The following is a 26,421-nucleotide window of genomic DNA, read 5'->3' as shown; positions in this document are numbered from 1 at the left end:
GCACTCGAATCCGATATCAACAATTGAGCCGAAATCGTTACGTTGCTGACATGGTCGGCTGCGACCACGCTGGTTGTGCGGCCGCGTTTGTGGCATGCATCACATCGGAGATCTACCATCCGAAGGATGAGCAATGTTGTGAAGGCTGTCCTCGAAGGTGGGCCGAAAGACTTGCCAGCGCGCATCGTTCCGATCACGCCACCCGGCGTCGAGCTCAAAGTCGAATTCCGCGGCGGATACGAGCACTTCAAGGTCACCAACCGGGAAGCCGATACCCCCGAGGGGCGGCTTCCGGTGTACGAGTGGTCCGACCGCACCAGAATCGCGGAATAGACGAGGTTCGACCAGGCGCGGCGGCGTAGTACTGCGCCCTCGCCTCCGGCCCGCGCACCCCACTCACCGCCCGGTTCGCGCCGTCCGCCGGGACGGGCCGACCCGTGGACGCAGTCGGGGCGGTCCGCAGCTGTGCGAACCGCCCCGAATTGCCCGATGGGCTCGACTCAGTCCTCTTCGAGCTGAGCGCCGACCTCGTCGGGGATATCGACATTGGTGTAGACGTTCTGCACGTCGTCGCTGTCCTCGAGCGCGTCGACCAGCTTGAACACCTTGCGCGCGCCGTCGAGATCGACCGCAACCGATACCGACGGCTGGAAGCCGGATTCGGCGGAGTCGTAATCGATTCCGGCGTCCTGCAGCGCCTTGCGCACCGGGATCAGATCCGACGGTTCGCTGATGATCTCGAAGGATTCCCCGAGGTCATTGACCTCCTCGGCACCCGCGTCGAGCACCGCCATCAGCACGTCGTCCTCGGAGAGGCCGTTCTTGTCGAGGGTCACGACGCCCTTGCGGTGGAACAGGTAGGAGACCGAGCCCGGGTCGGCCATATTCCCGCCATTGCGGGTCATCGCGACACGCACCTCGCCCGCGGCGCGGTTGCGGTTGTCGGTGAGGCATTCGATCAGCACCGCGACACCATTGGGGCCATAGCCCTCGTACATGATGGTCTGCCAGTCGGCGCCACCCGCCTCTTCGCCGCCACCGCGCTTGCGGGCACGCTCGATGTTGTCGTTCGGAACCGACGACTTCTTCGCCTTCTGGATGGCGTCGTACAGCGTCGGATTGCCCGCCGGGTCACTGCCACCAGTGCGTGCCGCCACCTCGATGTTCTTGATCAACTTGGCGAAGAGCTTGCCGCGCTTCGCGTCGATCCCCGCCTTCTTGTGCTTGGTGGTGGCCCATTTGGAGTGGCCGCTCATTCCCTACTTCCTCCAGTCGACAGCACGTCTGATCGTGCGCACGGTACCCGCACCGGCCGGGTAGACAACTCTCTCAGCCTACTCGTCCGGTCGCGACGACTTTCCGAGGGCGACTACTGGGCGTTACGGACCAGATCGACGAACATCTTGTGCACCCGCAGATCACCGGTGACTTCCGGATGGAACGACGTCGCGACCACCCTGCCCTGCCGCACGGCGACGATGCGACCGGCGAACGGGCCGCTCGGGACGGTGGCCAATACCTCGACCTCCGCGCCAGCGCGCTCCACCCACGGCGCCCTGATGAAGACCGCGCGCATCGGACCGCCGTTCAGGCCCGCGAAGTCCAGATCGGTCTCGAACGAATCGACCTGGCGGCCGAAAGCGTTGCGGCGCACCGTCATATCGATACCGGACAGATGTTGGGCATCGGGGCGGGTGTCGAGCACCTCGGAGGCGAGCAGGATCATCCCGGCGCAGGATCCGAAGGCGGGCATACCCTCCCGCAGCCGCGCACGCAGCGGTTCGAGGAGTTCGAAGACTTCGAGCAGCTTGCTGATGGCGGTCGATTCGCCGCCCGGCAGCACCAGCGCGTCCACCGCGGCCAGCTCCGACGCACGCCGCACCAACACCGGTTCGGCACCGCATTGCGCCAGCGCCGCGACATGTTCGCGCACGTCACCCTGCAGCGCGAGCACGCCGATGGTGGGCCGGGTGGGAGATTGCTGCGCGCCAGGAACGGGCGAGGCGACCGATGCGTTCACGCCACGAGCTTACGAGGCGAGGGTGCTGTGGTCCTGCTCACGGTGACCGTCAACGTTGCATCAAGAGCGGGTTCATCGGGCGGAAATCGGTCGACACTCACAGATGTGATTGCCGTGTTGCCACGCAAGGCGTCTGCGCCCCGTGGAGAAGCGAATAGAGTCTCGACGCACCGCGGGCTGACGGTGTCGACCGGTTTGGCCGGACTGTCCCTCGATGCCATGGCATCGGTCTCCTACGGGCCGGAAGCCATCGTGCTGGTACTGGCCACGGCCGGTGGCACCGGACTCGGCATGACCTTGCCGGTCACCCTCGCGATCGCCGCACTGCTGGCGGTACTGGTCGCCTCTTATCGGCAGGTGATCGCGGCCTTCCCCGACGGCGGCGCTGCGTACGCGGTGGCCAAGCGACACCTGGGCCGGCGCACCAGCCTCGTCGCCGCGGCCTCGCTGATCGTCGACTACATCCTCAATGTCGCGGTCTCGATCGCCGCGGGGGTGGCGGCGCTGACCTCGGCCTTCCCGGCGCTGCACGCGTACACGGTGTGGATCTGCCCGGCCATCCTGGTCGGGATCACCGCGCTGAATATGCTCGGCATCCGAGAAAGCGCACGCGCCTTCATGATTCCGACCATCATCTTCGTCGCGGGCATCTTCGCAGTGCTCATCGGCGGTCTGCTGCGCTCGGAACCGGCCAGCGTCACCACCGGAGCCGCGGCCGTCAGCGATATCCACACCGTCGGTGTGCTCTTGCTGCTCAAGGCATTCTCCAGCGGCTGCGCGGCGCTTACCGGCGTCGAAGCGATCGCGAACGCGGTGCCCAGCTTCGCCGAACCGAAGATCAAACGCGCACAGCGGGCCGAGGTGGCGCTCGGCGCGCTGCTCGGCGTCATGCTGATCGGGCTGGCGGTGCTCATCAAGAAGTTCTCGTTGCAGCCGATCGACGGCACGACGGTGCTCTCCCAGCTGACCGAGGCCGCCCTCGGCCACGGGATCGGTTACTACGTTGTGCAATTCGCGACCGTCGTACTGCTCGCGCTGGCCGCCAACACGTCATACGGCGGACTGCCGACACTCACCCGGATCCTGGCCGACGACAACTGCCTACCGCACCGATTCGCGGTCAGTTCACCGCGTCAGGTGTACCGCTACGGTGTCCTGGCACTCGGCGTGACCTCGGGCGTGCTGTTGATCGCGGCGCGCGGAAATATGAATGCGCTCGTCCCGCTGTTCGCGATCGGCGTCTTCGTCGGGTTCACCATCGCCCAGACCGGTATGGTCCGCCACTGGTGGCAGGACCGCGGCGAGGGCTGGCGCTGGCGGATCGCACTCAACGGTTTCGGTGCGGGGCTCACTTTCGTCGCCGCGATCGTCACCACCGCCATGAAATTCACCGAGGGCGCCTGGTTGATCGTGTTGGTGCTGCCCGCGCTGGTGCTCGGCATGGAACGCGTACGTGGGGCCTACACCAAGATCGGCGGCTGCCGCCGCAACGGCACGATTCCGGACCAGCCCCGGGCCACCGGTACGGCGATCGTGGTGCCGATCTCCGAGGTCTCGGAATTGAGCCGCGAGGCACTCTCGGCCGCCATGTCCATCGGCAAAGACGTTGTCGCCGTCCATGTCTGCCTGCCCGGCGAATCGGTGCGGGCATTCGCCAAGGCGTGGGAGGCCTGGCATCCCGAGGTCGGACTGGTGCTGCTCGAGGACAGCGACGCCACCGTCGGCGGCCCCGTCGCACGCTACGTCCGCGAGAACTTCCACGGACGGCGCAAGGTCGTCGTCATCGCCGAGATCGATCCGCCCACCGGCTGGGACCGCGTGCTGCCCAGCCACCGCAGCGATGAACTCGAACGCGAACTCCGCCGAATGACCGACACCGTGGTCTGCCACCTACGCGTCCAGGTGGCATGAACCTCACGAGGGCTCACCGGTAGTTCGCGGGGTGCGCGGCGGCCACCCTCGCACCACCGCGGACGCTGGGTCACCGGGATGGGTCAGTGGGCGATTTTCGACCCTCCTGACGCTCAGTCCTCGCGCAAGGTGCGGATAAGGCCCTCTTGGACAACCGCCGCGACCAACTCGCCCTGACGGTTGAAGATCTTGCCGCCGGTCAGTGCACGGCCGAAGCCCGCGGACGGGGAGGACTGGTCATAGAGCAGCCAGTCATCGGCGCGGAACGGGCGCAGGAACCACATGGCGTGGTCGAGGGATGCGTTCTGGGTCGGCTCGTCGGGGTGGATGACCTTGGAGGAGCCGAGCAGGGTCATATCGCTCATGTAGGCGAGGGTGCAGACGTGTACGACCGGGTCGTCGGGCAGCGGATGCCGGTAGCGGAACCACACCTGCTGCTGGGAGACCACGCCGTCACGGCGGGCCACCACATCCTGGGGCACGGTGCGGATATCCCAGTGTTCCCACTCGCGCATCGCCCAGAGCCGTTCCGGACTCATCGTGGTGCTGGCATCCGGCAGCTCATCCGGCGCCTGCACCTGTGGCATCACATCCTGATGTTCGGGACCCGCGTCGCCGAGGTGGAACGAGGCCGACATGGTGAAGATCGCGGCGCCGTCCTGTACGCCGGTTACCCGGCGGGTACAGAAGGACCGGCCGTCTCGGATCCGCTCCACCAGATACACGGTCCGCTCTTCCGGATTGCCCGGACGCAGGAAGTACCCGTGCAGCGAATGCACCTGGAACCGCGGCTCCACCGTCCGTACCGCCGCTACCAGCGCCTGACCGGCAACCTGGCCGCCGAATGTGCGCGGGAGCTGGGTCTTGGTGGACGCGCCACGGAAGATATCCCGCTCGAGCCGCTCTATCTCCAGCGCCTCTTCGATTGTCGCCATGCGGCTGACATTATCCGGCCCGCCGACGCGGGCTCCGCTCGGCTGGCCCGTGATCCATCGGCAACGGCCGCAACCGCCGCCCAGAATGGGGTGCGCCGGCTCGTTTGATGGGATGGGCCGGTGCCACATTTCGATCCGATCAGCCATACCGGACTTGTCGAACTCCTGACGGACCGCATCCTCGAGATCAGCGGCCGCGCGGTGATCGCGATCGACGGTGCCGACGCCGCCGAACCCCTGGCGATCGCGGACCGCATCGCCACCGCCCTGCGCGATACCGGCCGCGCCGCAGAAGTGGTCTCGCTGCACGACTACATCCGGCCGGCCTCGCTCCGGATGGAATTCGGTCGCACCGACGAAATGTCTTATCGCGCCGCCTGGTTCGACTATGCGGCGCTCGATCGCGAGGTCATTCGCGCGCTTCGCGAGAATGCGCGCTGGCTTCCGGCACTGTGGGACGAAGAGCGTGACCGCTCCGCCCGCTCCCCCATCCGCAGCGCGGCGCCCGACACCGTCCTGCTGGTCGCGGGTCCTATGCTTTTCGGCCGGGGGCTGAGCTTCGATCTGACGGTGCGACTCGATATGTCCGAGGCCGCCCTGCGCCGCCGCACCGCGCCCGAGGCACAGTGGACCATTCCCGCCATCCTGCGCCACGACCGGGACAACCCCTATGCCCCAAGCTTTTTCATTCGCTGGGAACACCCCGATCGACCTGCGCTGCGGATCGATGACGACGCCGTGAAGTAGAAGCCTTCCGACTCGAAGGGTCTCCCCTCCTTGCGATTTTTTGATTCCGGCTCGCGGGACTTCTGATCGACACCTGCACATCACACATGTTTAAATGCGCATATCTAAGTATGTAGATGATTCATGGCGAGCCTGACCAACTGATTCACCCCGAAACCTCCGGCTCGTACCAACCGCCACCAATTGTCGGATGTGCCGGACGCGTGATGAGGTTCCCACAGGCAGGTTGGAAGCCAATCCTGTTCTTGCCGAGCGCAATTCGAGCGGCACCACTCCCCCACCGCCGACCCGAGGCCGGCCGCGCTCCGCAAACACCTCGGGTGGCAAGCGCCGCATGCGCCCGCCACCCGAGATGAAGCGTGCCCGGCCGAACCCACCGCGGTCGGGCAACAGCGAACTAGCCGCAGGCCGGCGACTGCTGGCCCAGGTTGGTCAGCATGGTGCAGGCCCAGGACTTCTCGATCTTCCACTTGCCGTTCTCGGCGACGAAGGGCACGTCGACCATGTTCTCCTGGCCATTGACGACGAACTTCGCCTTGGCGGTCACGCTGTCACCGAAGGCGGTGACGTCGGTGACCGTTATCTTTGCATTGGCGTTCTTTGCCGCCTCCGCCAAGCGGTTCGGCAGATCTGGATCGGCCTCCGCGCCCTGCACCGATTCCAATTTCTCGGCACTGGGCACCGACGGATCGAAGGCGCGTTCGAGTTCGGCATTCAACTCGGCCACCGTCGGCTTCGGCGGCAGGTTCGGGTTGGCCACCACCGACGTGCTGGTCTTGGACGCCTTGGTCGGAGTCGTCTTCGAGTCGTCGCTGCCACACGCCGACAGGCTGAGTGCGGCCACGGCGGCCAGACCCGCGATAGCGATACGCCCGGACTTATGAAGCTTCAATTGAATCTCCTTTGCCGTTCGGACAGGTCCGTGACCCCGACGGTGCCGCGCGAACTGCCCGCGCGGTCGCCGACGTGCACCGAATCCTGAAATTAGCCATCAACTCTGTGGGGCGAATAAGACAACTGTGTGGGATGCGCAACGGATTCGGTCCGCCCCGCGTTCGACCATACGCTCGACGCCAACCAGATCATGCCGACACCGGCAACGATATGGCCGGTCCGCACGACGGGAGCCGGGAGCAGGAAGGTCAGACAGAGGGCCGAGAGCCCCGCTGTATACAGCACGCTGGCGATCCGCGGCGCGGAATCGGTGCGCAGTAGGGCCGTGCCGAACGCGATGGTGCCGGTGAGGGCGATGATCGCGGTCGTGAGGAAGGCGAACCGCGCTGGACTCATGAGTAAGTCCTCGACGACCGGACGTTCCAGAAAGACCAGCACGAAGTTCTTCGTCTAGGCGACGCCAGCGAAGTAGCCGAAGCCGAGGAACTGGACGGCGAAGGCGGTCGCGCCGAAGCGGCCGAGTTCCCGGCGCACCAGGGTGTACATCGCCACCAGCAGGCCGATGCCGAAGGGGACGGCACCACCATTGAGCAGCTGGGTGAGCGCGATTTTATGGCCGAGGACGAGTTCGGAGCCACCGGCGAGGGCAATGGCGCAGCCGCAGATCAGGCCCGCGGCGGCGCCGAGGCGAAGCAACGCTCGAGTGTCCATATCGATTCCCTTTCTCCAGGTGCGGCCGACGCTAGGAATCCGGAGGTCATGTGGGTAAGTGGATCGCGGTCACCACCAGGAGGCATTGACCAATGCTCGCCGCCACTCCGGTGCCACCGCCGTCACGGTGCGCGTCGATCTCGCCGATTCGCCCGTGACACTCGAAATCACCGACAACGGTGGTGGTTTCGCGCCTGGATCCACCACCGGTCAAGGCTTGGCCGGGATGCGCGAGCGATTGGATCTGGTCGGCGGCACTGTCGAAATCACCTCTGGGCCAACGGGTACGCGGGTGGTCGCCACGGTGCCCGAAGCAATGCACCTGGAGTCGGCACGGTGAACGCGATCTCGAAACAGACGCCGGGGCAACAGCGCACCGACGACCCGGCACCGAGCGAGTCCGATGTGGCGAACGGCAAGCTCACGGTCCGGGTACTGATCGTCGACGATGAGCGCTTGGTGCGGGAGGGCATTGCGGCACTGCTCGCCCTGCAGCCCGGTATCGAGGTGGTCGGTATCGCCGAGAATGGTTCCGACGCAACAGAATTGGCATGGGATCCGCACCCCGACGTGGCGCTGATGGATGTGCGGATGGCGGGTATGGACGGGATCGAGGCGGCGCGATTACTGCGGGCGCGGGCAAAGGTGTTGATGCTCACGACCTTCGACGATGACGACTACATCGTGCGCGCGCTGCGCGCCGGAGCGTCCGGATACCTGCTCAAGGACCTACCCGCCGCGGAGCTCGCACAGGCGGTGCGCCTGGTCCACGCGGGTGTCGACCAGTATTCGGCGACGGTCTCCGGCCGACTCGCGGCACTGGTGCGCCCGCCCTTTACCGCACCGACCATCGAGCTGACGCCGCGCGAACTCGAGGTGCTGCGACTGGTCGCGGGCGGCGCGGCCAATCGGGAGATCGCGCGCACGATGTATCTCAGCGAGGGCACCGTGAAGAACCACGTATCGAATATCCTCAGCCGACTCGGCGTGCGCGATCGCATCCAGGCCGCGATCTACGCCCGCGATCACGGACTGATCTGAGCACATTCACCAACGGCACCACGCCATGGCGACGCAGGACGCCCGCGGCAGCGGATCGTGAAACCCTTGCCGCGGGCATCGATTCAGATCAGCGGTAGCGCCGGATCACCAACCGCGCTCGGCCAGTCGGTGATCGACCGGCAGCTCCTCGACATTGATGCCGACCATCGCCTCACCCAGTCCGCGCGAAACCTTCGCCAGCACATCCGGGTCGTCGTAGAAGGTGGTGGCCTTGACGATGGCGGCGGCGCGCTCGGCCGGGTTGCCGGACTTGAAAATGCCCGAGCCGACGAATACGCCCTCGGCGCCGAGCTGCATCATCATCGCGGCGTCGGCGGGAGTCGCGATGCCACCCGCGGTGAACAGCACCACCGGCAGCTTGCCGGTCTGCGCGACCTCGCGCACCAGCTCGTACGGTGCCTGCAGCTCCTTGGCGGCGACGAACAGCTCATCCTCGGGCAGCGACGACAGCCTGCGGATCTCGGCGCGGATCTTGCGCATGTGGGTGGTGGCGTTGGAGACGTCGCCGGTGCCCGCCTCGCCCTTCGAGCGGATCATGGCGGCACCCTCGGTGATCCGGCGCAGCGCCTCACCCAGGTTCGTGGCGCCGCAGACGAACGGCACGGTGAAGTTCCACTTGTCGATGTGGTTGGCGTAGTCGGCGGGGGTCAGCACCTCGGACTCGTCGATGTAGTCGACGCCGAGGCTCTGCAGAATCTGGGCCTCCACGAAGTGGCCGATGCGGGCCTTGGCCATGACCGGGATGGAGACGGCGGAGATGATGCCGTCGATCATGTCCGGATCGCTCATCCGGGAGACGCCGCCCTGTGCGCGGATATCGGCCGGAACACGCTCCAGCGCCATCACCGCGACCGCACCGGCGTCTTCGGCGATCTTGGCCTGCTCCGGGGTGACGACATCCATGATCACCCCGCCCTTGAGCATCTCGGCCATCCCGCGCTTCACGCGGGCGGTGCCGATGGTGTTGGTGGTCTCGGGCGTGGTCACGGCAAACTCCTGAGTCATGTGCGCCAATCGGGTCGCTTGGAACTAACGACACCGATTCTAGGCAAGCCGATCAGGCCACTTGATAGCCAGTTGCACAGCACTGGCCTTGCCCCGACCAGCGGGTCTGCATACCGCCCGCAACCACTGGACCGATCGGGCGGTGCTCGGAAGGGATATCGGCGGCACCAACACGGGGAGCCGCCGCAACTCGGATCCGCCGGGTCGGCGCACCGTTCCGCCGCCCCGACGAACACCGGGTTTTCGTGCTAGAGCGGGCCGATCACCAGCAGCTGCGCCCAGTACTCCGCCGCAGCGGGACCGAGCAAGGGCAACAGGAAATCGAACAACAGGTAGGACATGTACTACATACCTCCACGCACCAACGGACATCTCACTGCAGTGGAATCACCACCGGATTCCGAGCAGCACTTTCCCGTAAGCACTACCCGGGCGGCATCAATCCAGTCGCGACGCTATCACGATCGTGAAACACATCACAGGTGAAAGATGCGGCCGCGCAGGTGGATCGCCGCCGCGCTCAGCGGATGGAGCGAACCTCGGGATCGGAGTCACCGGATGCCGCCTCGGCGGCCTCGGGGAGCAGTTGGTCCAGGTGATAGGGGTAAACGGTTTCGCCCGTGTGGTCCAGCGCGACGATATCGGCACCGGTGCACCACTTATTGGCGGTAATGCTGCGGCGCTCGACCGCGGTCGGATTGCCCGGCTTCGGGTCGTAGGCCGGTACCCGCAGCGCGAAGAACAGCTCCTCGGCGCGGATGAGCTCGCCGTCGAAGGGGAATACCGCCACCCGTCGCCAGATCGGCCCGCGCAGGCTCGCCGGGGCGGCGGTGTAGCCGGTCTCCTCCCACAGTTCCCGCACCGCGGCGCTGCGCAGGGTCTCCCCCGGTTCGACGCCGCCGCCGATGGTGAACCAGAAGGAGACATCGGGGGTCTTGGGGTCGTTGCCGCGCATCAGCAACACCCGATCCTGTTCGTCGAGCAGCACCACCCGCGCGGAGGTGCGGACGGTATCGACAGCCAGACCCGTCGCGGCGGCCGGGGTGGCGCGCTCACTGATCTCGAAGTAGGTCGGCAGCGGCGCGGTACCGCCGAGGTGCAGGATGCGCACCGGACGACGGGTGCGCAGGGCGAGGGTGTCGCGAACGGCGTCATTGTGAAAGCGACGCGCGATCAGGACACGGGCCTCGGCGTCGGCCAGTTCGGCCACCTGCTGCGGACGCAACTGAGCGATATCGACCGCCGAAAGCGCCGCGGAGAGTTGGTTCTCCACGGTCTCGCGATCGGCGCGCCCGGCCCGCTCCGCACGATCCGCCAGCGCGGCAAGGCGTTTGGCCTGCTCGAACAGCGCCGACTCGGCGGTCGGGCCCGCGATCGCGACGGCGACCGACCTGGCCACCACCGCGCGCCGGGCCAGCGCCGAGTCCAATGCCTGCCACGACTGGTCCGAACGCACATGCAGCCGGTCGAGCCGGTTGGCGGTCGAAGCCGCCCATAGACCGATCGCGATGATCACCGCCGCGATCAGCGCGAGAACGAGAACCGTTGTCGCGGAGAAAGTAATCATCTGGGAGCCCTCACCATGCCGTCATTTGCCGCAGGTCGCGGAATTCATCCGGCGGCCCTGACCCGCGTATCGCCGATGGTCACCGTCTCGTACACGCGCAGGATCTGTTCGGCGACCACCGGCCAGTCGTATTCGCCGACCACCTGATCGGCGGTGCGAACCAGGGCCTCCCGGCGGACTTCATCGGTGAGCAGGATGTCCAGCGCATCGGCGAGACGATCCGAATTGCCCACCGGAACAAGCATTCCCGCGGTGCCGTCGCGCAGCACCCGACGAAAGGCGTCCAATTCGCTGGCCACCACGGCGGTTCCGGCGGCCATCGCCTCGATGAGAATGATGCCGAAGCTCTCACCGCCGAGATTGGGCGCGACGTAGACATCCGCGCTGCGCATCGCCGAGGCCTTGTCCTCATCGGAGACCTGGCCGAGGAAGCGCAGATGCCGGGCGAGCGGTCCGGCCTCGCGGCGCAGCCGGTCCTCGTCGCCACGGCCCACGATCAGGATCTCGATATCCGGATGCTTGCGCACCACTGCGGGCAGCGCGCCGAGCAGCACGTCCATGCCCTTGCGCGGTTCGTCGTAGCGGCCGAGGAACAGTACGGTTCCGCCCACGCGCGGATAACCCGGCAGCATCGGGGCGCGGGCGAAGGCGGGCACATCGACGCCATTGGGAATTTCCACCGCATCCGATCCCAAGGCCTCCACCTGCCAGCGCCGCGCCAGCTCCGAGACGGCGATGCGGCCGCTGATCTTCTCGTGATAGGGCCGCAGCACACCCTGAAAGGTGCTGAGCACCAAGGATTTGGTGGTCGAGGTGTGGAAGGTGGCCACGATCGGCCCCTCGGCGATCTTCAGCGCGAGCATGGACAGGCTCGGCGCATTCGGTTCGTGGATATGCAGCACGTCGAAGTCGTTGCCATCGATCCAGCGGCGAATCCTGGTGTAGGCCATGGGGCCGAAGGACAGCCGGGCAACCGAACCGTTATAGGGAATCGCCACCGCGCGACCGGCCGACACCACGAAATCCGGTAGCGGTGTGTCCTCCGACGCGGGCGCGAGCACGCTCACCTTGTGGCCGCGTTCGATGAACACCCGCGCCAATTCCACGACATGGGCCTGCACCCCGCCAGGGACATCGAACGAATAGGGGCAGACCATGCCGATTTTCATGGTGTCTTCTCCCCTGTAACGCCATTGATCCCGGCCTGCGCCGCGGCGATCCTGGCGCGTCGCTGCGCCGAAAGGTCCTGCTCCCATTGTGGCTGCAACATATGCCAATCGGCGGCATGCTCGGCGATATTGGCCGCGAACCGGTCGGCCAATGCCTGGGTGGCCGCCGCGACACCGCCCGAAACATCCAGCGGCGCTTCGGTCTTCATTCCCCAGCCCTCACGGCCGTCGGCATCGACGGTGAACCAGACGTGCACCGGGATCAGCGCGGCGCCGGTCGCGATGGCCAGCTTCGCCGCACCGGCGGGCAGCCAGGTGCGCTCGCCGTACATCGTCACCGGAACGCCCTTTCCGGTCAGGTCCCGCTCCCCCATCAGGCAGACGACCTTGTTCTCGCGCAGCCGCGCGGCCAGCGCGGCGAACGGCGGCTGCTCACCGCCGGTCAGCGGGAACACCTCGAAACCCAGACTCTCCCGGTAGGCGACGAACCGTTCGAACAGCGACTCCGGCTTCAACCGTTCCGCGACCGTGGCGAGGGTGCCGCTGTGGTTGACCAACCAGACTCCGGCCGCATCCCAGTTCCCGGAGTGCGGCAGCGCCAGGACCACACCGCGTCCCTGCGCCAGTGCGGCATCCAGATTCTCCACGCCCTCGACGAGTGAACCGGTCAGTGCCGAGTGATCCATCGTCGGGAGCCGAAATGCCTCACGCCAATAGCGGGCATATGAGCGCATACTCGCGCGAATGAGGTCGTCGGGCACTTCGGCCGGAGTCACGCGCAGCACACGCGCGAGATTGCGCCGCAACTGATTCGGTGCGCCACCGGCGCGGAATGCGCGATTCGCCTTATCCGCGGCTCGGTTGCCACCCCAATCGAATGCCCGTCGCACCGTCGATTCGGGCAGGGTACGCACGACCCGCCACCCCGCCGCATAGGTCAAGTCCGTCAGTCGGGAGGTGATCCGAGATCCGAGGCCGCCTTGCGTATCCCGGCTCCCGCCGAGTTGATGACCAGGCTCGCCGACAGGCCGCGTGGACTCCCCCGGCGAATCGAGCTGGGAACTCACGAGGGCGACTCCGTCGCGTCCGCGGGATTCTGCGGTTGCGCGGGCGGGATCACATCCCGCGCGCCCGGCGAGTTCCGGACTGCCAGCACCCGCTGGAATACCGTGACAATGCTCAGCACTGCCAGCATCCACATCGCCACATGCACGGCCCAGGTCAGCCATTCGATCCCCCAATAGCCGCCGATACCGGTCAATCCGGCGCCGACCAATACGATGATCAGCCGATCCGGCCGCTCGATCAGCCCACCGTCGGCGGAGAGACCACTCGCCTCGGCACGCGCCTTCGCATACGAAATCACCTGGGAGGTAACCAGAACCACCAGGGTCGCGAAGAACAGCGGCTTACTGTTCTCGTGATAGACCGCCCACCAGGCCAGCCCCGCGAAGATCGCGCCGTCGGCGACCCGATCACAGGTGGCGTCCAGCACCGCACCGTATTTCGTGCCGCCGCCGCGGGCCCTGGCCATGGCGCCGTCGAGCATGTCGAACATGACGAACAGCCAGATCACCATGGTTCCCCAGAACAGATGTCCGGTCGGGAACAGGGTGACCGCGGCCGTGATCGAGGCGACGGTGCCGATCACCGTCATCGCATCCGGGGTGAGCCCGGTCCTGACAAGCGCTCTGCCCAGCGGCGCAGTCGCTTTGGAGAACGTCTCGCGGCCGAAGAAGCTGAGCACCCTACTCGACTTCCTTCCACGCCGCCGACAGCAGCGCCCGAGTTTCCCGCAGCAACTGCGGCATCACCTTCACCCCGCCGACGACGGTAATGAAATTGGCGTCCCCACCCCAGCGCGGCACGATGTGCTGATGCAGATGGTCGGCGAGCGAACCACCGGCCACCCCACCCAGATTCAGGCCGACATTGAATCCGTGCGGCCGCGATACCCGCTTCATCACCCGGATCGCCTGCTGCGTGAAGGCCATCAGCTCGGCGCTTTCCTCCAGCGTGAGGTCTTCGAGATTGGCCACCTTGCGGTAGGGCACCACCATCATGTGCCCGGGGTTGTACGGATATAGATTGAGCACCGCGTAGACGTGCTCGCCGCGCGCGATGACCAGACCGTCCTCGTCCGACATCTTCGGGATATCGGTGAACGGATGGCCCGTCGCATCTTTCGGACTGGCGGCCTCGGCGATATAGGACATTCGGTACGGAGTCCACAACCGCTGCAACCGATCCGGCTCACCGGCCCCGGTATCCACGATGCTCCCCTGCTCGTCCGAGTCCGCGTTCACATCCGCGAACCCGGGCGCGGTCCACTCACTCATGCGCCGCCCTTCACCACAAAACCCTCGGCGGTCGGCGAGGCGTTCTCCCGGTTCGCGATCCATTCCACGATGGTGGCCACCGCCGCCGCGACCGGCACCCCGTTGACCTGGGTACCGTCGCGGAAACGGAAGCTGACCGCACCCGCGTTCACATCGCGCTCACCGGCGAGCAGCATGAACGGGATCTTCTGTGCGGTGTTGTTGAAGATCTTCTTCTGCATCCGGTCGTCGCTGCGGTCCACCTGTGCCCGGATGCCCGCGTCCCGCAGCTGTTCGATCACCGAATCCAGGTGCGGCGCAAAGGCTTCCGCGACCGGGATGCCGACAACCTGAACCGGCGAGAGCCAGGCGGGGAAGGCACCGGCGTAGTGCTCGGTGAGCACGCCGAAGAAGCGTTCGATCGAACCGAACAGCGCGCGGTGGATCATGACCGGCCGCTGCTTGGTGCCATCGGAGGCGGTGTATTCCAGGTTGAAGCGCTCGGGCAGGTTGAAGTCGAGCTGGATGGTCGACATCTGCCAGGTGCGGCCCAGTGCGTCCTTGGCCTGCACGGAGATCTTCGGGCCGTAGAACGCGGCGCCGCCCGGATCCGGCACCAGCTCGAGTCCGGAGGTCTCGGCCACCTTGGCGAGGGTTTCGGTGGCCTCGTCCCAGGTCTCCTCGGAGCCGACGAACTTCTTCGGGTCCTTGGTGGACAGCTCGAGGTAGAAGTCGTCGAGGCCGTAGTCGGCGAGCAGGCCGAGCACGAACTGCAGTGTGCTGGTCAGCTCGGCGTGCATCTGCTCCTTGGTGCAGTAGATGTGCGCGTCGTCCTGGGTCATGCCGCGCACCCGAGTCAGGCCGTGCACGACGCCGGACTTCTCGTAGCGGTAGACCGAGCCGAATTCGAACATCCGCAGCGGCAGCTCCCGGTACGACCGGCCGCGGGACCGGAAGATCAGGTTGTGCATCGGGCAGTTCATCGGCTTGACGTAGTAGTCCTGGCCGGGCTTGCGGACGGTGCCGTCCTCATTGAGTTCGGCGTCCAGGTGCATGGCCGGGAACATGCCGTCCCGGTACCAATCGAGGTGACCGGAGACCTCGAACAGGTGGCCCTTGGTGATGTGCGGGGTATTGACGAACTCGTAGCCCGCGTCCACATGGCGGCGGCGCGAGTACTCCTCGAGCTCCTTGCGGATGATGCCGCCCTTGGGGTGGAACACCGGCAGACCGGAGCCGAGCTCGTCGGGGAAGCTGAACAGGTCCAGTTCCAGGCCGAGCTTGCGGTGGTCGCGGCGTTCCGCCTCTTCGAGCAGGTGCAGATGCTCTTCGAGGGCCTCCTGCGACTCCCAGGCGGTGCCGTAGACGCGCTGCAGATCCTCGCGGTTCTGGTCACCGCGCCAGTAGGCGGCGGAGCTGCGGGTCAGCTTGAAGGCGGGGATGAACTTGGTGGTCGGGATGTGCGGGCCGCGGCACAGATCGCCCCAGACCTTCGCACCGGTGCGCGGATCCAGGTTGTCGTAGATGGTCAGCTCTTTGCCGCCGACCTCCATGACCTCCGGATCGTCGATGCCCGACTTATCGCTGATCAGCTCGAGCTTGAACGGCTCTTTGGCCAGTTCGACGCGGGCGTCCTCGACCTCGACCACGCGACGTGAAAAGCGCTGCGCGCCTTTGACGATCTTCTTCATCCGGGATTCCAGCTTGGCCAGATCCTCGGGTGTGAACGGCCGCTCCACCTGGAAGTCGTAGTAGAAGCCGTCCTTGATGGGCGGGCCGATGCCGAGCTTGGCCTCCGGAAACTCCTGCTGTACGGCCTGGGCCAGCACATGCGCGGCCGAATGCCGGATCACGCTGCGGCCGTCCTCGGTGTTCGCGGCGACCGCCTCGACCTCGACATCGGTGTCCGGGGTCCAGGACAGATCCTTCAGTCCCTCGGCATCGCGCACGACGACGACGGCGTCGGGCCCCTTGGTCGGCAGCCCCGCCTCGCGCACCGCGGCACCCGCCGTCGTCCCTGCGGGCACCCGGACGAGGGCGACAGGGCTGATAGGTGCTGAGGTGGTCACGGCGAGAGACTCCTTGGCGTTCCTGGCGGGCGGGTTCCCGCACTGGCGCGGGCGGTTGCCCACGGGTCATCGTCGGAGGCGGATTTGCTCCGGCGCGACCATGCTATCGGCACCCCAGCGGCCCCGCGTCGATGGACCGGGCTCGCCGCGTCGCGGGTCGGCCGGTCCGGATCCGCGAGACCCGAACGTGACATTCGCCGACCGGTTCGATGCGCCCCTCCCGCCATCCGGACGTGGGCCGGCGGACTATCGCTATCGGCTCTCGGCGGCGAGCTCGGTGAGCAGCGCCGTGCGTTCCGCGGCGGGCCTTTTCGGGCAGCTGGTGCACATCTCGCATCCGGGCACCTCGAAGACCAGACAGCACGAGATGCGGCGCACAAAGCTGCGCCCGCCGATCTCGACGAACCGTGGCACCGGCAGCTTCCCACCGACCTCGGTCGCAAGCCGGGCCCCCGCGTCCGGATTCCCCGCATCGAGCGCCCGATTACCGATGGCGTCGGCGGCAATCGCCCACAGCGAGGGCACCCCCGCACCGGATACCGCCGCGACGGGCCCGATCACCGCGGCCAGAGTCTCTCGCAGCGTGGTCGCAGCCGCACGGCTCAGCGCGGCAGCGTCCGTTGCGCGCCGCGGGCCCACGGCCTGCGAGCCGTGCGGCACGCGGACTCGAGGCCGATCGGCATCAGCGGATGTACAGGCGGGCCGAAGGTCGGAAACCTCGCGTACGTCGGCATCACGCCCAGGTAGCGTGCCGGTCTCGGACTCGGGCGGCAGTGCGGTCGCATCGACACCTCGCCCCTCGACGTCTTCCGCAGGCGGCTCGGCGATTGCCTCGATATCGGTGGCGGGCAGGATGTGCACGCGCTCGATACCGCCATCGGGGCGGACTTCACAGTCCAACCGGTCCAGAGCCGGCTCCGGTGCGGCCGACCCGGTCGCGTATGCGCGTGCGAGCTGTTCGACCAGGGCGGAAGCCACCATGCACCACCACAGCGTGCCCGAGACGCGCGGTTCGGTGGTGCCCCATGAGCAGCCCATTTCCGCGATCCGCGCGGACAGCCACTCCGGCTCGGTCAGATTCCGCCCCGGAACCGAATTCACCACGTCAGGGGACTGTGCAACCACTGCGATTCGACTCCGATCCAGCCGCCGAGCAACCCGAATGTTCCCACTACCCATAGTGTCGCGATGACCAGCGCGCAGGTGGCGGCGGCCGCGGACACCCGCATGGCCGGGCCCCGTGCGGAGTACCACGCCATACCCTGCCGATACCTGTCGCGCAGCCAGCCGAGTGCCCGGCGGGCCCAGGCGAATTCGGTGGCGAGGATGCCAAGCCCGGCGAATACGATCGCCCAGCCGGGTCCGGGGTAGGGAATCGCCAGGATTCCGATGACCAGCACCGCGATGCCGACCACCCCGACCCCGATCCGGTAAGCGAGGTTCAGCCTAGGTCGCCCGGTCAGTCGGGTGCGGAAGGCGCGCCACCCGGTGCGCTCGGTCGATCCGGATCCCAGCTCAACACTCATCGCCACCAGCCTACGAGCGCGCCGACGGAACCTCCGTCCGGTGCGCCGCGCGACGGTCGGACCCGCCGCGTTCTATCGACCCCGCGCCCGACTCGATCGGGGACCCGGCCGGACCCGCCCGAACAGATCGGGCGGGTCCGATGCCAGCCACTCAGACGAGTTCCGGCGTGCTGCGCGCGCCGGTGTCGTCGATGTGGGCGAGCCCGTCCACGGTGACCTCGATGACGCGCGCGCTGGCGATATCGAAGAAGAGCCCCGATACCGTCACACCGCGTTCGGCGATGGCCGCCCGCACCGCGCCATGGCGATGCAGGGTTTCCAACTGCACGGCCACATTGACCATGCTCAGCTGGTCGACCTCGCCGAATCCGGCGGCCGCGGCCGAGCGCGCCACCGGATGTCCGAGCCGGAACCGCTCCAGGCTCGGGTGGGCATGGGCGAGCCAGGGTCCGATTTCCGGACCGGTATCGGTCTCGGTGTGCAGCGCCTTCATCGCACCGCAGGACGAATGCCCGCACACCACGATGGACCGCACATTCAACTCGTTGAGCGCGAAGACGAGCGCGGCCTGCACCGACGCGTCGCCGCTGACCGGCACCAGATTGCCGACATTGCGGACAGTGAACATGTCGCCGGGACCGCTGTTGGTGATGACATTGGGCACCACTCGGGAGTCGGCGCACGTCAGGAAGAAGGTGTCGGGATCCTGGCGGTCCCGCAGTTCGTCCAGATGCGGACGCACGACATGGGCGTGGCTGCGGTGGTAAGCGGCGACACCGGAGGTCACCGGGTCGGCGTTCTTATCGTCGCCGCGCCACGGGCCGAGGATCTCGTCGAACACCGCGCGCCCGAAGCCGCGCGCGGGCGGCCCCGCGGTCGCGTGCGCCATCCGCGCGCTGCCGATTTCCACGAAATCGACTGTGCCGCCACCGCTTTCCTGCTGGCGCACCCACTCCTCGATGGCCTCGAAGGCGGCGTGGTCGAGGAAGTCGACGGTCATCTCGACGGTGACATCAACGCCCGCAGGCACTTTCGCGAATTCCGTGGACAGCTTCGGCAGTGCGAGGAAGGTGCAGGAACCGTCGATGGTCAGTAGCCAGCGTTGCGAACCGGGAATTTGCTCGGCCGCCACGGCGACCCGCACCACCCGCCACAGCAGCAGCCCGAAAGCCAGTGCCAGACCGATGATCACACCTTCCAGCAGATTCAGGAAGACCACCCCGACCACGGTGACCGCGTAGATGACCAGATCGCCGGTGCGCCTGGCCAACCTGATGTGGGCCAGCTTGACCAGTTGGATACCGATGACGATCAGCAGACCGGCGAGCGCGGACTTCGGAATCTGCTGCACCAGTCCGGCCAGCGCGACCGAGAAGACCAGAATCCAGCAGCCGTGCAGCACCGCCGAAGCGCGGCTGCGCGCACCGGCCTGCACATTGGTGGCGCTGCGCACGATCACGCCGGTGACCGGCAGACCGCCGAGCAGACCCGAGAGCACATTCGCCGAGCCCTGACCGATCAACTCCCGGTCGAAATTGGTGCGCTTACCGGTGTGCATCTTGTCCACGGCCACCGCCGAAAGCAGGCTCTCGACGCTGGCGATGAGCGCGATGGTGAGGATGGTGATCGCCACGGCGGACCAGTTGCCACTGGGGATCTGCGGCAGTCCGATGGCGTCGAACAGCGAGCCGTTCAATACGATTCGCTCGGCGTCGAAGGGCAGCACCAATGACAACACCGTGCCGACCAAGACCGCGACCAGCGGCCCTGGCACGACCCGTAGCTTGGCGGGCACTCGGCGCCAGCCGAGCATGATCGCGATGACCACCGCGCCGATGATCGCGTCGTCGCCGTGTAGCGATAGCAATTGCGACGGCAACTGGGTGATATTGGTCCAGGCGGAACTGTGCGATGACCCACCCAGCAGCACGTGAACCTGTTGCAGCGCAATGGTTATGCCGATACCGGCAAGCATCGCATGCACCACGACCGGGGTGACGGCCAATGCGGCTCGCGCGATCCGGCTGAGCCCGAACAGAATTTGCAGCACACCGGCCGCGACAACTATGAAAGTCGTTATCCGCCATCCGAATTGGCTGATGGATTCGGCGACCACAACGGTCAGACCGGCGGCGGGTCCGCTGACCTGTAGCACCGAGCCACCTAGTAGGCCAGCGACCACGCCACCGATGACGGCGGCAATGAGTCCGGCGGCGACAGGCGCACCGGAGGCGACCGCGATGCCGAGGGACAGCGGCAACGCGACCAGGAAGACCACGATCGAGGCGGGCAGATCGTGGCGCAGGATCGATGTCAGACGATCCGATAGCGGTTCGGAAGTGCGATCGCCTTTGCCCAGCTCGGCGGGCGGTATCGGTGGTGCGGCTACGGCACTATCAATAGCCATTGACTTCTCCTTCGCCGACTCGGCGCGAAAGCCGAGGTCGGTTGACGATCAACATGTCCAGCAGGGCACAGACCGCGAACCGGCATCTCGCGGTGAAGCAGTTCCCGACACGGCAATGGGTCGAGATGTAAACCGATTCAAGATTATTAGTAAAGACTTAGCAAAGCCTGAGAAATTGCCGGAAGGTGCCCGAATCCATACCGTCGAATCACTGTGATAAGAGCCATAGTCATGCCGAGTTCCCTTGCCGGGCAGGATCATTCGGCCCGGCTCGGTGACGCGCCCGGCGCTAGACCGGCTCCGCGGCAATACCGGGCACATCGGCCAACTCGTCCAGGGCAGCGACGCTCAGCGCATCGTCGAATTCGGCGATGCCGTCCATGGTCACCTCGATGACCCGGGCGGTCGCCAGATCGAAGAACAGTCCCGACACCGCGACACCGCGATCCTCGATCCCACGCCGTACCGCGGGATGGGCGTGTAGTCGCTCGAGTTGCAGTGCCACATTCACCAGGCCGAGCTGGTCGACCGGCCCGAATCCGGCGAATGCCGCGGCAGCGGCGACCGGATGCCCGAGCCGGAACCGGTCCAGGCTCGGTCGCGCATGGGCGAGCCAATCACCGAGTCCAGACCCGGTGCGGACCTCGCGATGCAGTGCGTCCATCGCACCGCAACCAGAGTGTCCGCAAACCACCACGGCCCGCACGTCCAGCTTCTCCAGCGCGTAGATCAACCCGGCCTCCACCGAGACATCGCTGCCCCCGACCGGGACCAGATTGCCCACATTGCGGACGGTGAACAGATCCCCTGGCCCGCTATTGGTGATGACATTCGGCACGATGCGGGCATCGGCGCAGGTCAGGAAGAACGTGTCGGCGTCGGGCCGATTGCGCAACCCGTGGAGATGCGGACGCATCAGATGGGCGTGACCGCGATGATAGGCGGCGATACCCGCGGCGATCCGATCCTCCGAATTGCCCGTGCGCCGCCACGGCCCGATGACCTCGTCGAGAACCTGCCGCGAGCGGCCACGCTCCGGCGGCCCCGCCACGGCGGTCGCCATCCGCGCACTGCCGATCTCGACGAAATCGACAGTGTCGCCCGCGGCTTCGCGTTGGCCGGCCCAGTCGGTGATCAGCTCATAGGAGGCGTGGTCGAGGAAGTCGACCGTCATCTCGATGGTCACATCCACGCCGGAGGGGACCTTCGTGAGTTCCGCGGTCAGCTTGGGCAGCGCCAGGAAGGTGCAGGTGCCGTCGATGGTGACCACCCAGCGCCGTGCGCTGGCCACCGGTTCGGCAATGATCGTCACCCGCACCACCCGCCACAGCAGTAGGGCGAAGGCCAGTATCAGCCCGATCACCATGCCCGCCAGCAGGTTCAGGAATACCACGCCGAGCACCGTCACCACGTAAACGAACAGGTCGCCGGTGCGCCGGGCCAATCGGATATGGGCCAGCTTCACCAACTGCACGCCGATCAGAATGAGCAACCCGGCCAGCGCCGCCTTGGGGATCTGCTGCACCAGCCCCGCCAGCGCGACCGCGAACAGCAGGATCCACACGCCGTGCAGCACCGTCGCGGCCCTGCTCTGCGCGCCGGCATGGGCATTGGTGATGCTGCGGACGATGACGGCCGCGATAGGCAGGCCGCCGAGCAGGCCCGACAGCACATTCGCCGAGCCCTGCCCGATCAGTTCGCGATCGAAATTGGTTCGATTGCCGGGTCGCGTTTTGTCCACCGCCACCGCCGAGAGCAGGGTCTCCACACTGGCGATGAGCGCGATCGTCACCATGGCCATCGCGACGGCGAACCAACTGCCGGACGGGATCTCGGGCAGGCCGATGGAGTCGAGCAGTGATCCGCTCAGCACGATGCGCTCGACATGTGTCGGCAGCACCAGCGACAGGACCGTGGCGACCACCACCGCGACGAGCGGCCCCGGCACCACGCCGATCGGGCGCGGGACGAACTTCCAGGCGATCAGGATGACGATCACCACCAAGCCGACGAACAGATCGCCGCCGTGCACCGACATCAACTGGTGTGGCAGTTGGGTGAGGCTGGCGAACGACGAACTGAGCGAATTGCCACCGAGCAGGATATGGACCTGCTGTAGCGCGATGATGACGCCGATACCGGCGAGCATCGCATGGACCACCACCGGCGCGATGGCGAGCGCGCCGCGGGCAACCCGGCTGAGCCCGAACAGAATCTGTAGTAGGCCCGCGCCAACGGTGATGAAACAGGTAGCGGCCCAGCCGAATTGGTGCACGCTCTCGGCGACGACGACGGTCAGACTCGCCGTCGGCCCGCTGACCTGGACCACGGAACCACCTAGTAGTCCGGCGACGACACCGCCGACAACGGCGGCAATGAGGCCAGCGGCCACCGGGGCGCCGGAGGCGACCGCGATACCCAGCGAAAGCGGTAGTGCGACAAGGAAAACCACGACCGAGGCGGGGACATCATGGCGGCCGACGGCGGCGAGACTTACTGGAAGACTTGCGCGAAGCGGCGACGTCCGTGGTGCGGAATCGGTGTCGGTGGACATTATTCTCCTTCGCCGAAACGGCGTGGAGCCGATCGGTTCTTCGGTCGAACATGTACTGGCATCGAAAACGAGCGGCGGGCGAAGCTGGTGGAGCGAGAACGCTGAACGCTTCATGCGCCTGCATGGAGCGACTTCGTCGAGCAATGACCCGGTGTTGCGAAGGTCAGCGCAATAGTAAAGACTTCGCAAAGCACATGGAAAGCTAGATTGTGCTGGTGGGACGAACCGCTACCAAACTGTGACCCAAGTCACAGTTTGACCAAGTGTTCCGGGGCGGCGAAGGGGTCGCGGAGTCAGGCCGATCACGGCGACGGCTGCAGAGCCAGCCAGCCCCCGTTGGATCGCTCGAGGCGAACGGCAACCGCGAACGCCGGGCGACAGAACCGCATCACCGAGTCAGCCCGCGCTCCAACAGCGCCCAAGCCTGTTGCGCCATTTGCTGTTTCGACCGCCCGTCGGTCTTCAACAGAATCGCGGCCAGCATCGCCACGGCCATGAATACGTCCGCCGCCGTGACATCCGCGCGCAGCGAACCGCGCTGGGCCGGGTCCTCGAGTTTGTCCGCGACCAGACTCATCAGGCGCGCGGCCACCTCGCCGACGCGCGGATCGTCGGTTCCGGAGGGATCGATGATCGCCACGAAAGCGGCCGAGTTGGTGATCTGCTCGACAATGACCGCGAGGACATCGTCGACAGTGGTCGACGGATTCGCCGCGAGTTCTTCGACCTCGGCGATGTTCTCCTCGAATACCGCGAGCGCCAAGCTCTCCCGGGTCGGAAAGTGCCGGTACAGCACACCCTGACCGACCCCGGCGGTGCGCGCGATGGAACTCAGCGTGGCATCGAAACCGTTCTCCGCGAATACGTCCCGCGCCGCCCGAATGAGAGCTGCCCGATTGCCCGCCGCGGCCTTCGGCCCCCTGTTCGCGCGACCCGAGGCTGTCATTGTCGCAACGTTACCGCACCGAACGGTGCCGCTCCCGCGACGGCGGCGATGCTGACGCATAGCTCGCAGACACGACGAGCAGGTGTGACCCCGACGCCCCTTGACTCCCAAATATGCCGTGGCGCACACTACCGCCGGGCAACCGGACAACACAGTCCGGCTATGTCCACTCGCACCGCCACACCACGGCAGGCGCATCCGAACAGACGTCCGCGGCCGCGCACCGGCCGATCACGAGCACCGCGGCCGATCCGGTATCGACCACACGAAAGGCAACCCTCGTCGCCGAGGGCTCCCATGAAATCTTCGTTGCATCCCTGGACCCGGCGTTCTTTGGTGACCGCGGCGGCCGCGGCGCTGCTGCTGCCGACCGGAACACTCGCCGCCCAACCACCGTCCGGCGCGTCCGGGCACGTCGAAGAAATCGCTGGCCTCACCGATATCGCCGCGGCGCGCGCCGAATGCGAACCCGACGCGTCCCCCGAATCCGGCCTGCAGGGTGATGTCCCGGCCGATGACCGTAATAGCGGTCGCAGCAGCCAGGGCTACCGCTGCAATCTGCGCCAGATCGGCGGCTACTCCGGGCGCGGCGGCGCGATTTCCTCGGTCAGCTTCGAGAACTGCGTCTATGTCGGCACCTTCTTCCCGGGCAATCTGCTCGGGCCCGAACAGGGCGTGCAGGTTCTCGATATCTCCGACCCCACCGCGCCGGTACTCACCGCGACCCTGAACGAACCGGCGATGCTGGCGGGCACCTGGGAAAGTCTGAAGGTCAACGCCGAACGAAAGCTGCTCGTCGGCGCGGGTGCGCCGGTGCTGACCGGTGCCGGTCTGCTTTCGGTCTACGACATCTCCGATTGCGCCCATCCGCGTCTGCTCAATCCGGGACCGGGGACCAGCCTGAATATGCCGCTGCCGATCACCGCGCACGAGGGCGGGTTCTCCCCCGACGGCAATACCTACTGGAGTTCCGGCGTCGCACCCGGACTCGTCAGCGCCGTGGACCTCACCGATCCCGCCAACCCGCGCGTCATCTGGCAGAACCTGCCCGGATTCGCCATGCACGGCTTCGGATTCAGCCCCGACGGCAACGTTATGTACCTGGCGAACAACTTCGGCGGACTCATGGTCATGGATATCAGCGCCGTACAGCGCCGCGATCCGAATCCGCAGGTGCGCCAGCTCGCCAACATCACATGGACCGATGGATGGGCAACCCAGCACAACATCCCGGTCAGCTATGACGGCAAGCCCTACATCTTCGCCACCAACGAAGCCGGATCCGGCGGCGTGAAGCTCATCGATGTCACCGATAGCGCAGACCCGCGGATCGTCAACACCATCAAACTCGAAATCGATCTGCCCGAAAACGAGGACGTCGCAATGGCTTCCGCCGCGGGCGGTTCGCTCTTCGGCTACGACGCGCACTACTGCGCCGCCGATCGGCCGACGAATCCGACCGCATTGGCCTGTAGCTGGACCTCATCGGGCATCCGCGTATTCGATGTCCGCGACCCGTTCGCCATTCGCGAGATCGCCTACTACAACCCACCCGCCCGCACCGGCCACAACACCGAGTTGACGAACTCACCGCACGCCCTCGCATCCATCATCGGCCCACCGCTGCTCGCCGGGCCGACGGTGGTCCAGACCATGCTGCAGGGACAGTTCGATTTGTCCCAGGCCACCGGTCCGCGGTCCGGCATGCTCGCCTTCGGTGACCTGTCCACGGACTGGTGCTTCTCGGCTCCGGAATGGCGGGGCAACCAGTTGTGGACCACCTGTGCCGACAACGGATTCCTTGCGCTGCAATTTGATTCCGGCGTCTACCGCCCACCCGCCGACCAGCGATCGACCATCGGTTCATGACCCGACGAAGTTGGGTCGAGACCGCCGCGCTCGGCTGCCTGGCAATACTGCTGCTGGCGGTCGGCGCGGCGCTGCGGCCATTGGTGGCGGCCGACGACCGACCCGCACCACCCGTGCTCACCGACACCGAAATCGGCTTCGCCCAGGACATGCTCGCCCATCACAATCAAGCCCTGCTCATGGTGCAGCGGCTCGATTCGGGCATTAACCCGACGGTACGTACTCTGGCACAACAGATTTCGGATACCCAGCGCACCGAGATCGGGATGTTGCTCGGTTGGCTGCGCATGGCCGAAGCGCTCGCGATCAACCCCCAGCCGATGGCATGGATGTACGCCGACCGATCGGAGACCACCGACCATCACCACACCGGTCCGGCAACGAGCACGGCGGCCACGACGAGCGCCGCGATGCCCGGCATGGCGACCCAGGCCGAACTCGACGCCCTGGCCGCCGCCCGGGGCGCCGACGCGGAATCGCTTTTCCTGCAATTGATGCGGCGCCATCACTACGGCGGCATTCAGATGGCTCAGGCCGCCGAGCGCCAATTGTCCAGCGGCATTGTCAAACAGGCCGCGCGCGACATGCTCGATACTCAGAGCCGGGAAATCGGGGTGCTGGGTCTGCTGCTGTCACGATCCTGAACACGCGCCGAGCGCATTGCGCCCGACACCGTGCAGTGCGGTAAGCCGCGTCGGCACATCCTCTTTC

Annotated in this window: 25 protein-coding genes; 7 read left to right on the top strand and 18 right to left on the bottom strand. The window is 66.4% G+C overall.

What is annotated here, in order from left to right:
- Positions 1 to 126: 126 nt before the first annotated feature.
- Complete coding sequence (locus ACQP2D_RS14715) at positions 127 to 333, top strand: DUF5988 family protein (protein WP_354950689.1); 207 nt, start codon at positions 127 to 129, stop codon at positions 331 to 333.
- 167 nt (positions 334 to 500) lie between these two features.
- Here the strand turns inward: ACQP2D_RS14715 and ACQP2D_RS14710 are convergent, their stop codons facing one another.
- Both ACQP2D_RS14710 and pdxT read right to left on the bottom strand, forming a co-directional pair.
- Complete coding sequence (locus ACQP2D_RS14710; protein ID WP_433684252.1) at positions 501 to 1,256, bottom strand: YebC/PmpR family DNA-binding transcriptional regulator; 756 nt, start codon at positions 1,254 to 1,256, stop codon at positions 501 to 503.
- 113 nt (positions 1,257 to 1,369) lie between these two features.
- Positions 1,370 to 2,020: a pyridoxal 5'-phosphate synthase glutaminase subunit PdxT gene (gene pdxT / locus ACQP2D_RS14705; protein WP_433684251.1), complete on the bottom strand. Its 651-nt coding sequence runs from the start codon at positions 2,018 to 2,020 to the stop codon at positions 1,370 to 1,372.
- A 195-nt stretch (positions 2,021 to 2,215) separates the two neighbouring features.
- Here pdxT and ACQP2D_RS14700 point away from each other — a divergent pair, with 195 nt between their 5' ends.
- Positions 2,216 to 3,931, top strand: coding sequence for an APC family permease (locus tag ACQP2D_RS14700; RefSeq protein ID WP_433684250.1), 1,716 nt, complete (start codon positions 2,216 to 2,218; stop codon positions 3,929 to 3,931).
- 113 nt (positions 3,932 to 4,044) lie between these two features.
- Here the strand turns inward: ACQP2D_RS14700 and ACQP2D_RS14695 are convergent, their stop codons facing one another.
- Positions 4,045 to 4,866 carry an acyl-CoA thioesterase gene (locus ACQP2D_RS14695; RefSeq protein WP_433684249.1) on the bottom strand — a complete coding sequence of 274 codons (822 nt, stop codon included), beginning with the start codon at positions 4,864 to 4,866 and terminating at the stop codon, positions 4,045 to 4,047.
- Between the two features lie 120 nt (positions 4,867 to 4,986).
- Here ACQP2D_RS14695 and ACQP2D_RS14690 point away from each other — a divergent pair, with 120 nt between their 5' ends.
- Positions 4,987 to 5,613 (top strand): hypothetical protein, encoded by a 627-nt coding sequence (locus tag ACQP2D_RS14690; protein WP_433684248.1) that lies wholly within the window; start codon positions 4,987 to 4,989, stop codon positions 5,611 to 5,613.
- A 397-nt stretch (positions 5,614 to 6,010) separates the two neighbouring features.
- Here ACQP2D_RS14690 and ACQP2D_RS14685 read toward each other — a convergent pair whose 3' ends face one another.
- The 3 genes from ACQP2D_RS14685 to ACQP2D_RS14675 all read right to left on the bottom strand — a co-directional run bounded on the left by ACQP2D_RS14685 (position 6,011) and on the right by ACQP2D_RS14675 (position 7,218).
- Positions 6,011 to 6,505 (bottom strand): hypothetical protein, encoded by a 495-nt coding sequence (locus tag ACQP2D_RS14685; RefSeq protein WP_433684247.1) that lies wholly within the window; start codon positions 6,503 to 6,505, stop codon positions 6,011 to 6,013.
- A 92-nt stretch (positions 6,506 to 6,597) separates the two neighbouring features.
- Positions 6,598 to 6,903: a hypothetical protein gene (locus ACQP2D_RS14680; protein ID WP_433684246.1), complete on the bottom strand. Its 306-nt coding sequence runs from the start codon at positions 6,901 to 6,903 to the stop codon at positions 6,598 to 6,600.
- A 54-nt stretch (positions 6,904 to 6,957) separates the two neighbouring features.
- The gene (locus ACQP2D_RS14675; RefSeq protein WP_433684245.1) at positions 6,958 to 7,218 is read right to left on the bottom strand and encodes a hypothetical protein; all 261 of its coding nucleotides are present in this window, start codon (positions 7,216 to 7,218) and stop codon (positions 6,958 to 6,960) included.
- A gap of 58 nt (positions 7,219 to 7,276) precedes the next feature.
- Between ACQP2D_RS14675 and ACQP2D_RS14670 the strand changes: the two genes are divergently transcribed.
- Both ACQP2D_RS14670 and ACQP2D_RS14665 read left to right on the top strand, forming a co-directional pair.
- Positions 7,277 to 7,558, top strand: a complete 282-nt coding sequence (locus ACQP2D_RS14670) for a sensor histidine kinase (protein WP_433684244.1) — start codon at positions 7,277 to 7,279, stop codon at positions 7,556 to 7,558.
- Positions 7,555 to 8,259 (top strand): response regulator, encoded by a 705-nt coding sequence (locus ACQP2D_RS14665; protein WP_433684243.1) that lies wholly within the window; start codon positions 7,555 to 7,557, stop codon positions 8,257 to 8,259. The genes ACQP2D_RS14670 and ACQP2D_RS14665 overlap by 4 nt, the downstream gene beginning before the upstream one ends.
- A gap of 105 nt (positions 8,260 to 8,364) precedes the next feature.
- Here ACQP2D_RS14665 and pdxS read toward each other — a convergent pair whose 3' ends face one another.
- The 12 genes from pdxS to ACQP2D_RS14605 form a co-directional block, all read right to left on the bottom strand.
- A complete protein-coding gene (gene pdxS, locus ACQP2D_RS14660) occupies positions 8,365 to 9,267 on the bottom strand; it encodes a pyridoxal 5'-phosphate synthase lyase subunit PdxS (protein ID WP_355178285.1) in 903 nt (300 codons plus the stop codon).
- Between the two features lie 538 nt (positions 9,268 to 9,805).
- Positions 9,806 to 10,849: an NUDIX hydrolase gene (locus ACQP2D_RS14655; protein ID WP_433685656.1), complete on the bottom strand. Its 1,044-nt coding sequence runs from the start codon at positions 10,847 to 10,849 to the stop codon at positions 9,806 to 9,808.
- A 47-nt stretch (positions 10,850 to 10,896) separates the two neighbouring features.
- Complete coding sequence (locus ACQP2D_RS14650) at positions 10,897 to 12,021, bottom strand: glycosyltransferase family 4 protein (RefSeq protein WP_433684242.1); 1,125 nt, start codon at positions 12,019 to 12,021, stop codon at positions 10,897 to 10,899.
- Entirely contained in the window at positions 12,018 to 12,983 is a 966-nt protein-coding gene (locus tag ACQP2D_RS14645; protein WP_433685655.1) for a phosphatidylinositol mannoside acyltransferase, read from the bottom strand. Before ACQP2D_RS14645 ends, ACQP2D_RS14650 begins: the two co-directional genes overlap by 4 nt.
- Before the next feature lie 101 nt (positions 12,984 to 13,084).
- Positions 13,085 to 13,768 carry a phosphatidylinositol phosphate synthase gene (gene pgsA, locus ACQP2D_RS14640; protein ID WP_433684241.1) on the bottom strand — a complete coding sequence of 228 codons (684 nt, stop codon included), beginning with the start codon at positions 13,766 to 13,768 and terminating at the stop codon, positions 13,085 to 13,087.
- Position 13,769: 1 nt separating this feature from the next.
- A complete protein-coding gene (locus ACQP2D_RS14635) occupies positions 13,770 to 14,360 on the bottom strand; it encodes an HIT family protein (protein WP_364777794.1) in 591 nt (196 codons plus the stop codon).
- The gene (gene thrS / locus ACQP2D_RS14630) at positions 14,357 to 16,408 is read right to left on the bottom strand and encodes a threonine--tRNA ligase (protein WP_433684240.1); all 2,052 of its coding nucleotides are present in this window, start codon (positions 16,406 to 16,408) and stop codon (positions 14,357 to 14,359) included. The genes ACQP2D_RS14635 and thrS overlap by 4 nt, the downstream gene beginning before the upstream one ends.
- Before the next feature lie 252 nt (positions 16,409 to 16,660).
- Positions 16,661 to 17,509, bottom strand: coding sequence for a (2Fe-2S)-binding protein (locus tag ACQP2D_RS14625; RefSeq protein WP_433684239.1), 849 nt, complete (start codon positions 17,507 to 17,509; stop codon positions 16,661 to 16,663).
- On the bottom strand, positions 17,506 to 17,934 hold the full coding sequence (locus ACQP2D_RS14620) for a TIGR02611 family protein (RefSeq protein WP_433684238.1): 429 nt from the start codon (positions 17,932 to 17,934) through the stop codon (positions 17,506 to 17,508). The genes ACQP2D_RS14625 and ACQP2D_RS14620 overlap by 4 nt, the downstream gene beginning before the upstream one ends.
- Before the next feature lie 151 nt (positions 17,935 to 18,085).
- Positions 18,086 to 20,341: a solute carrier family 23 protein gene (locus ACQP2D_RS14615; protein ID WP_433684237.1), complete on the bottom strand. Its 2,256-nt coding sequence runs from the start codon at positions 20,339 to 20,341 to the stop codon at positions 18,086 to 18,088.
- Between the two features lie 289 nt (positions 20,342 to 20,630).
- Positions 20,631 to 22,895, bottom strand: coding sequence for a SulP family inorganic anion transporter (locus ACQP2D_RS14610; protein ID WP_433684236.1), 2,265 nt, complete (start codon positions 22,893 to 22,895; stop codon positions 20,631 to 20,633).
- Positions 22,896 to 23,283: 388 nt separating this feature from the next.
- Complete coding sequence (locus ACQP2D_RS14605; RefSeq protein WP_433684235.1) at positions 23,284 to 23,841, bottom strand: TetR family transcriptional regulator; 558 nt, start codon at positions 23,839 to 23,841, stop codon at positions 23,284 to 23,286.
- 297 nt (positions 23,842 to 24,138) lie between these two features.
- Here ACQP2D_RS14605 and ACQP2D_RS14600 point away from each other — a divergent pair, with 297 nt between their 5' ends.
- A complete protein-coding gene (locus tag ACQP2D_RS14600) occupies positions 24,139 to 25,710 on the top strand; it encodes an LVIVD repeat-containing protein (RefSeq protein WP_433684234.1) in 1,572 nt (523 codons plus the stop codon).
- Positions 25,707 to 26,354: a DUF305 domain-containing protein gene (locus tag ACQP2D_RS14595; protein WP_433684233.1), complete on the top strand. Its 648-nt coding sequence runs from the start codon at positions 25,707 to 25,709 to the stop codon at positions 26,352 to 26,354. Before ACQP2D_RS14600 ends, ACQP2D_RS14595 begins: the two co-directional genes overlap by 4 nt.
- The last annotated feature ends 67 nt before the right edge of the window (positions 26,355 to 26,421 follow it).

The organism is Nocardia sp. CA-119907, from assembly GCF_050955995.1.
Classification (GTDB): Bacteria; Actinomycetota; Actinomycetes; order Mycobacteriales; family Mycobacteriaceae; genus Nocardia.
The sequence above is the reverse complement of the archived record's forward strand: the minus strand, read 5'-3'. Positions and strand labels throughout refer to the sequence as shown.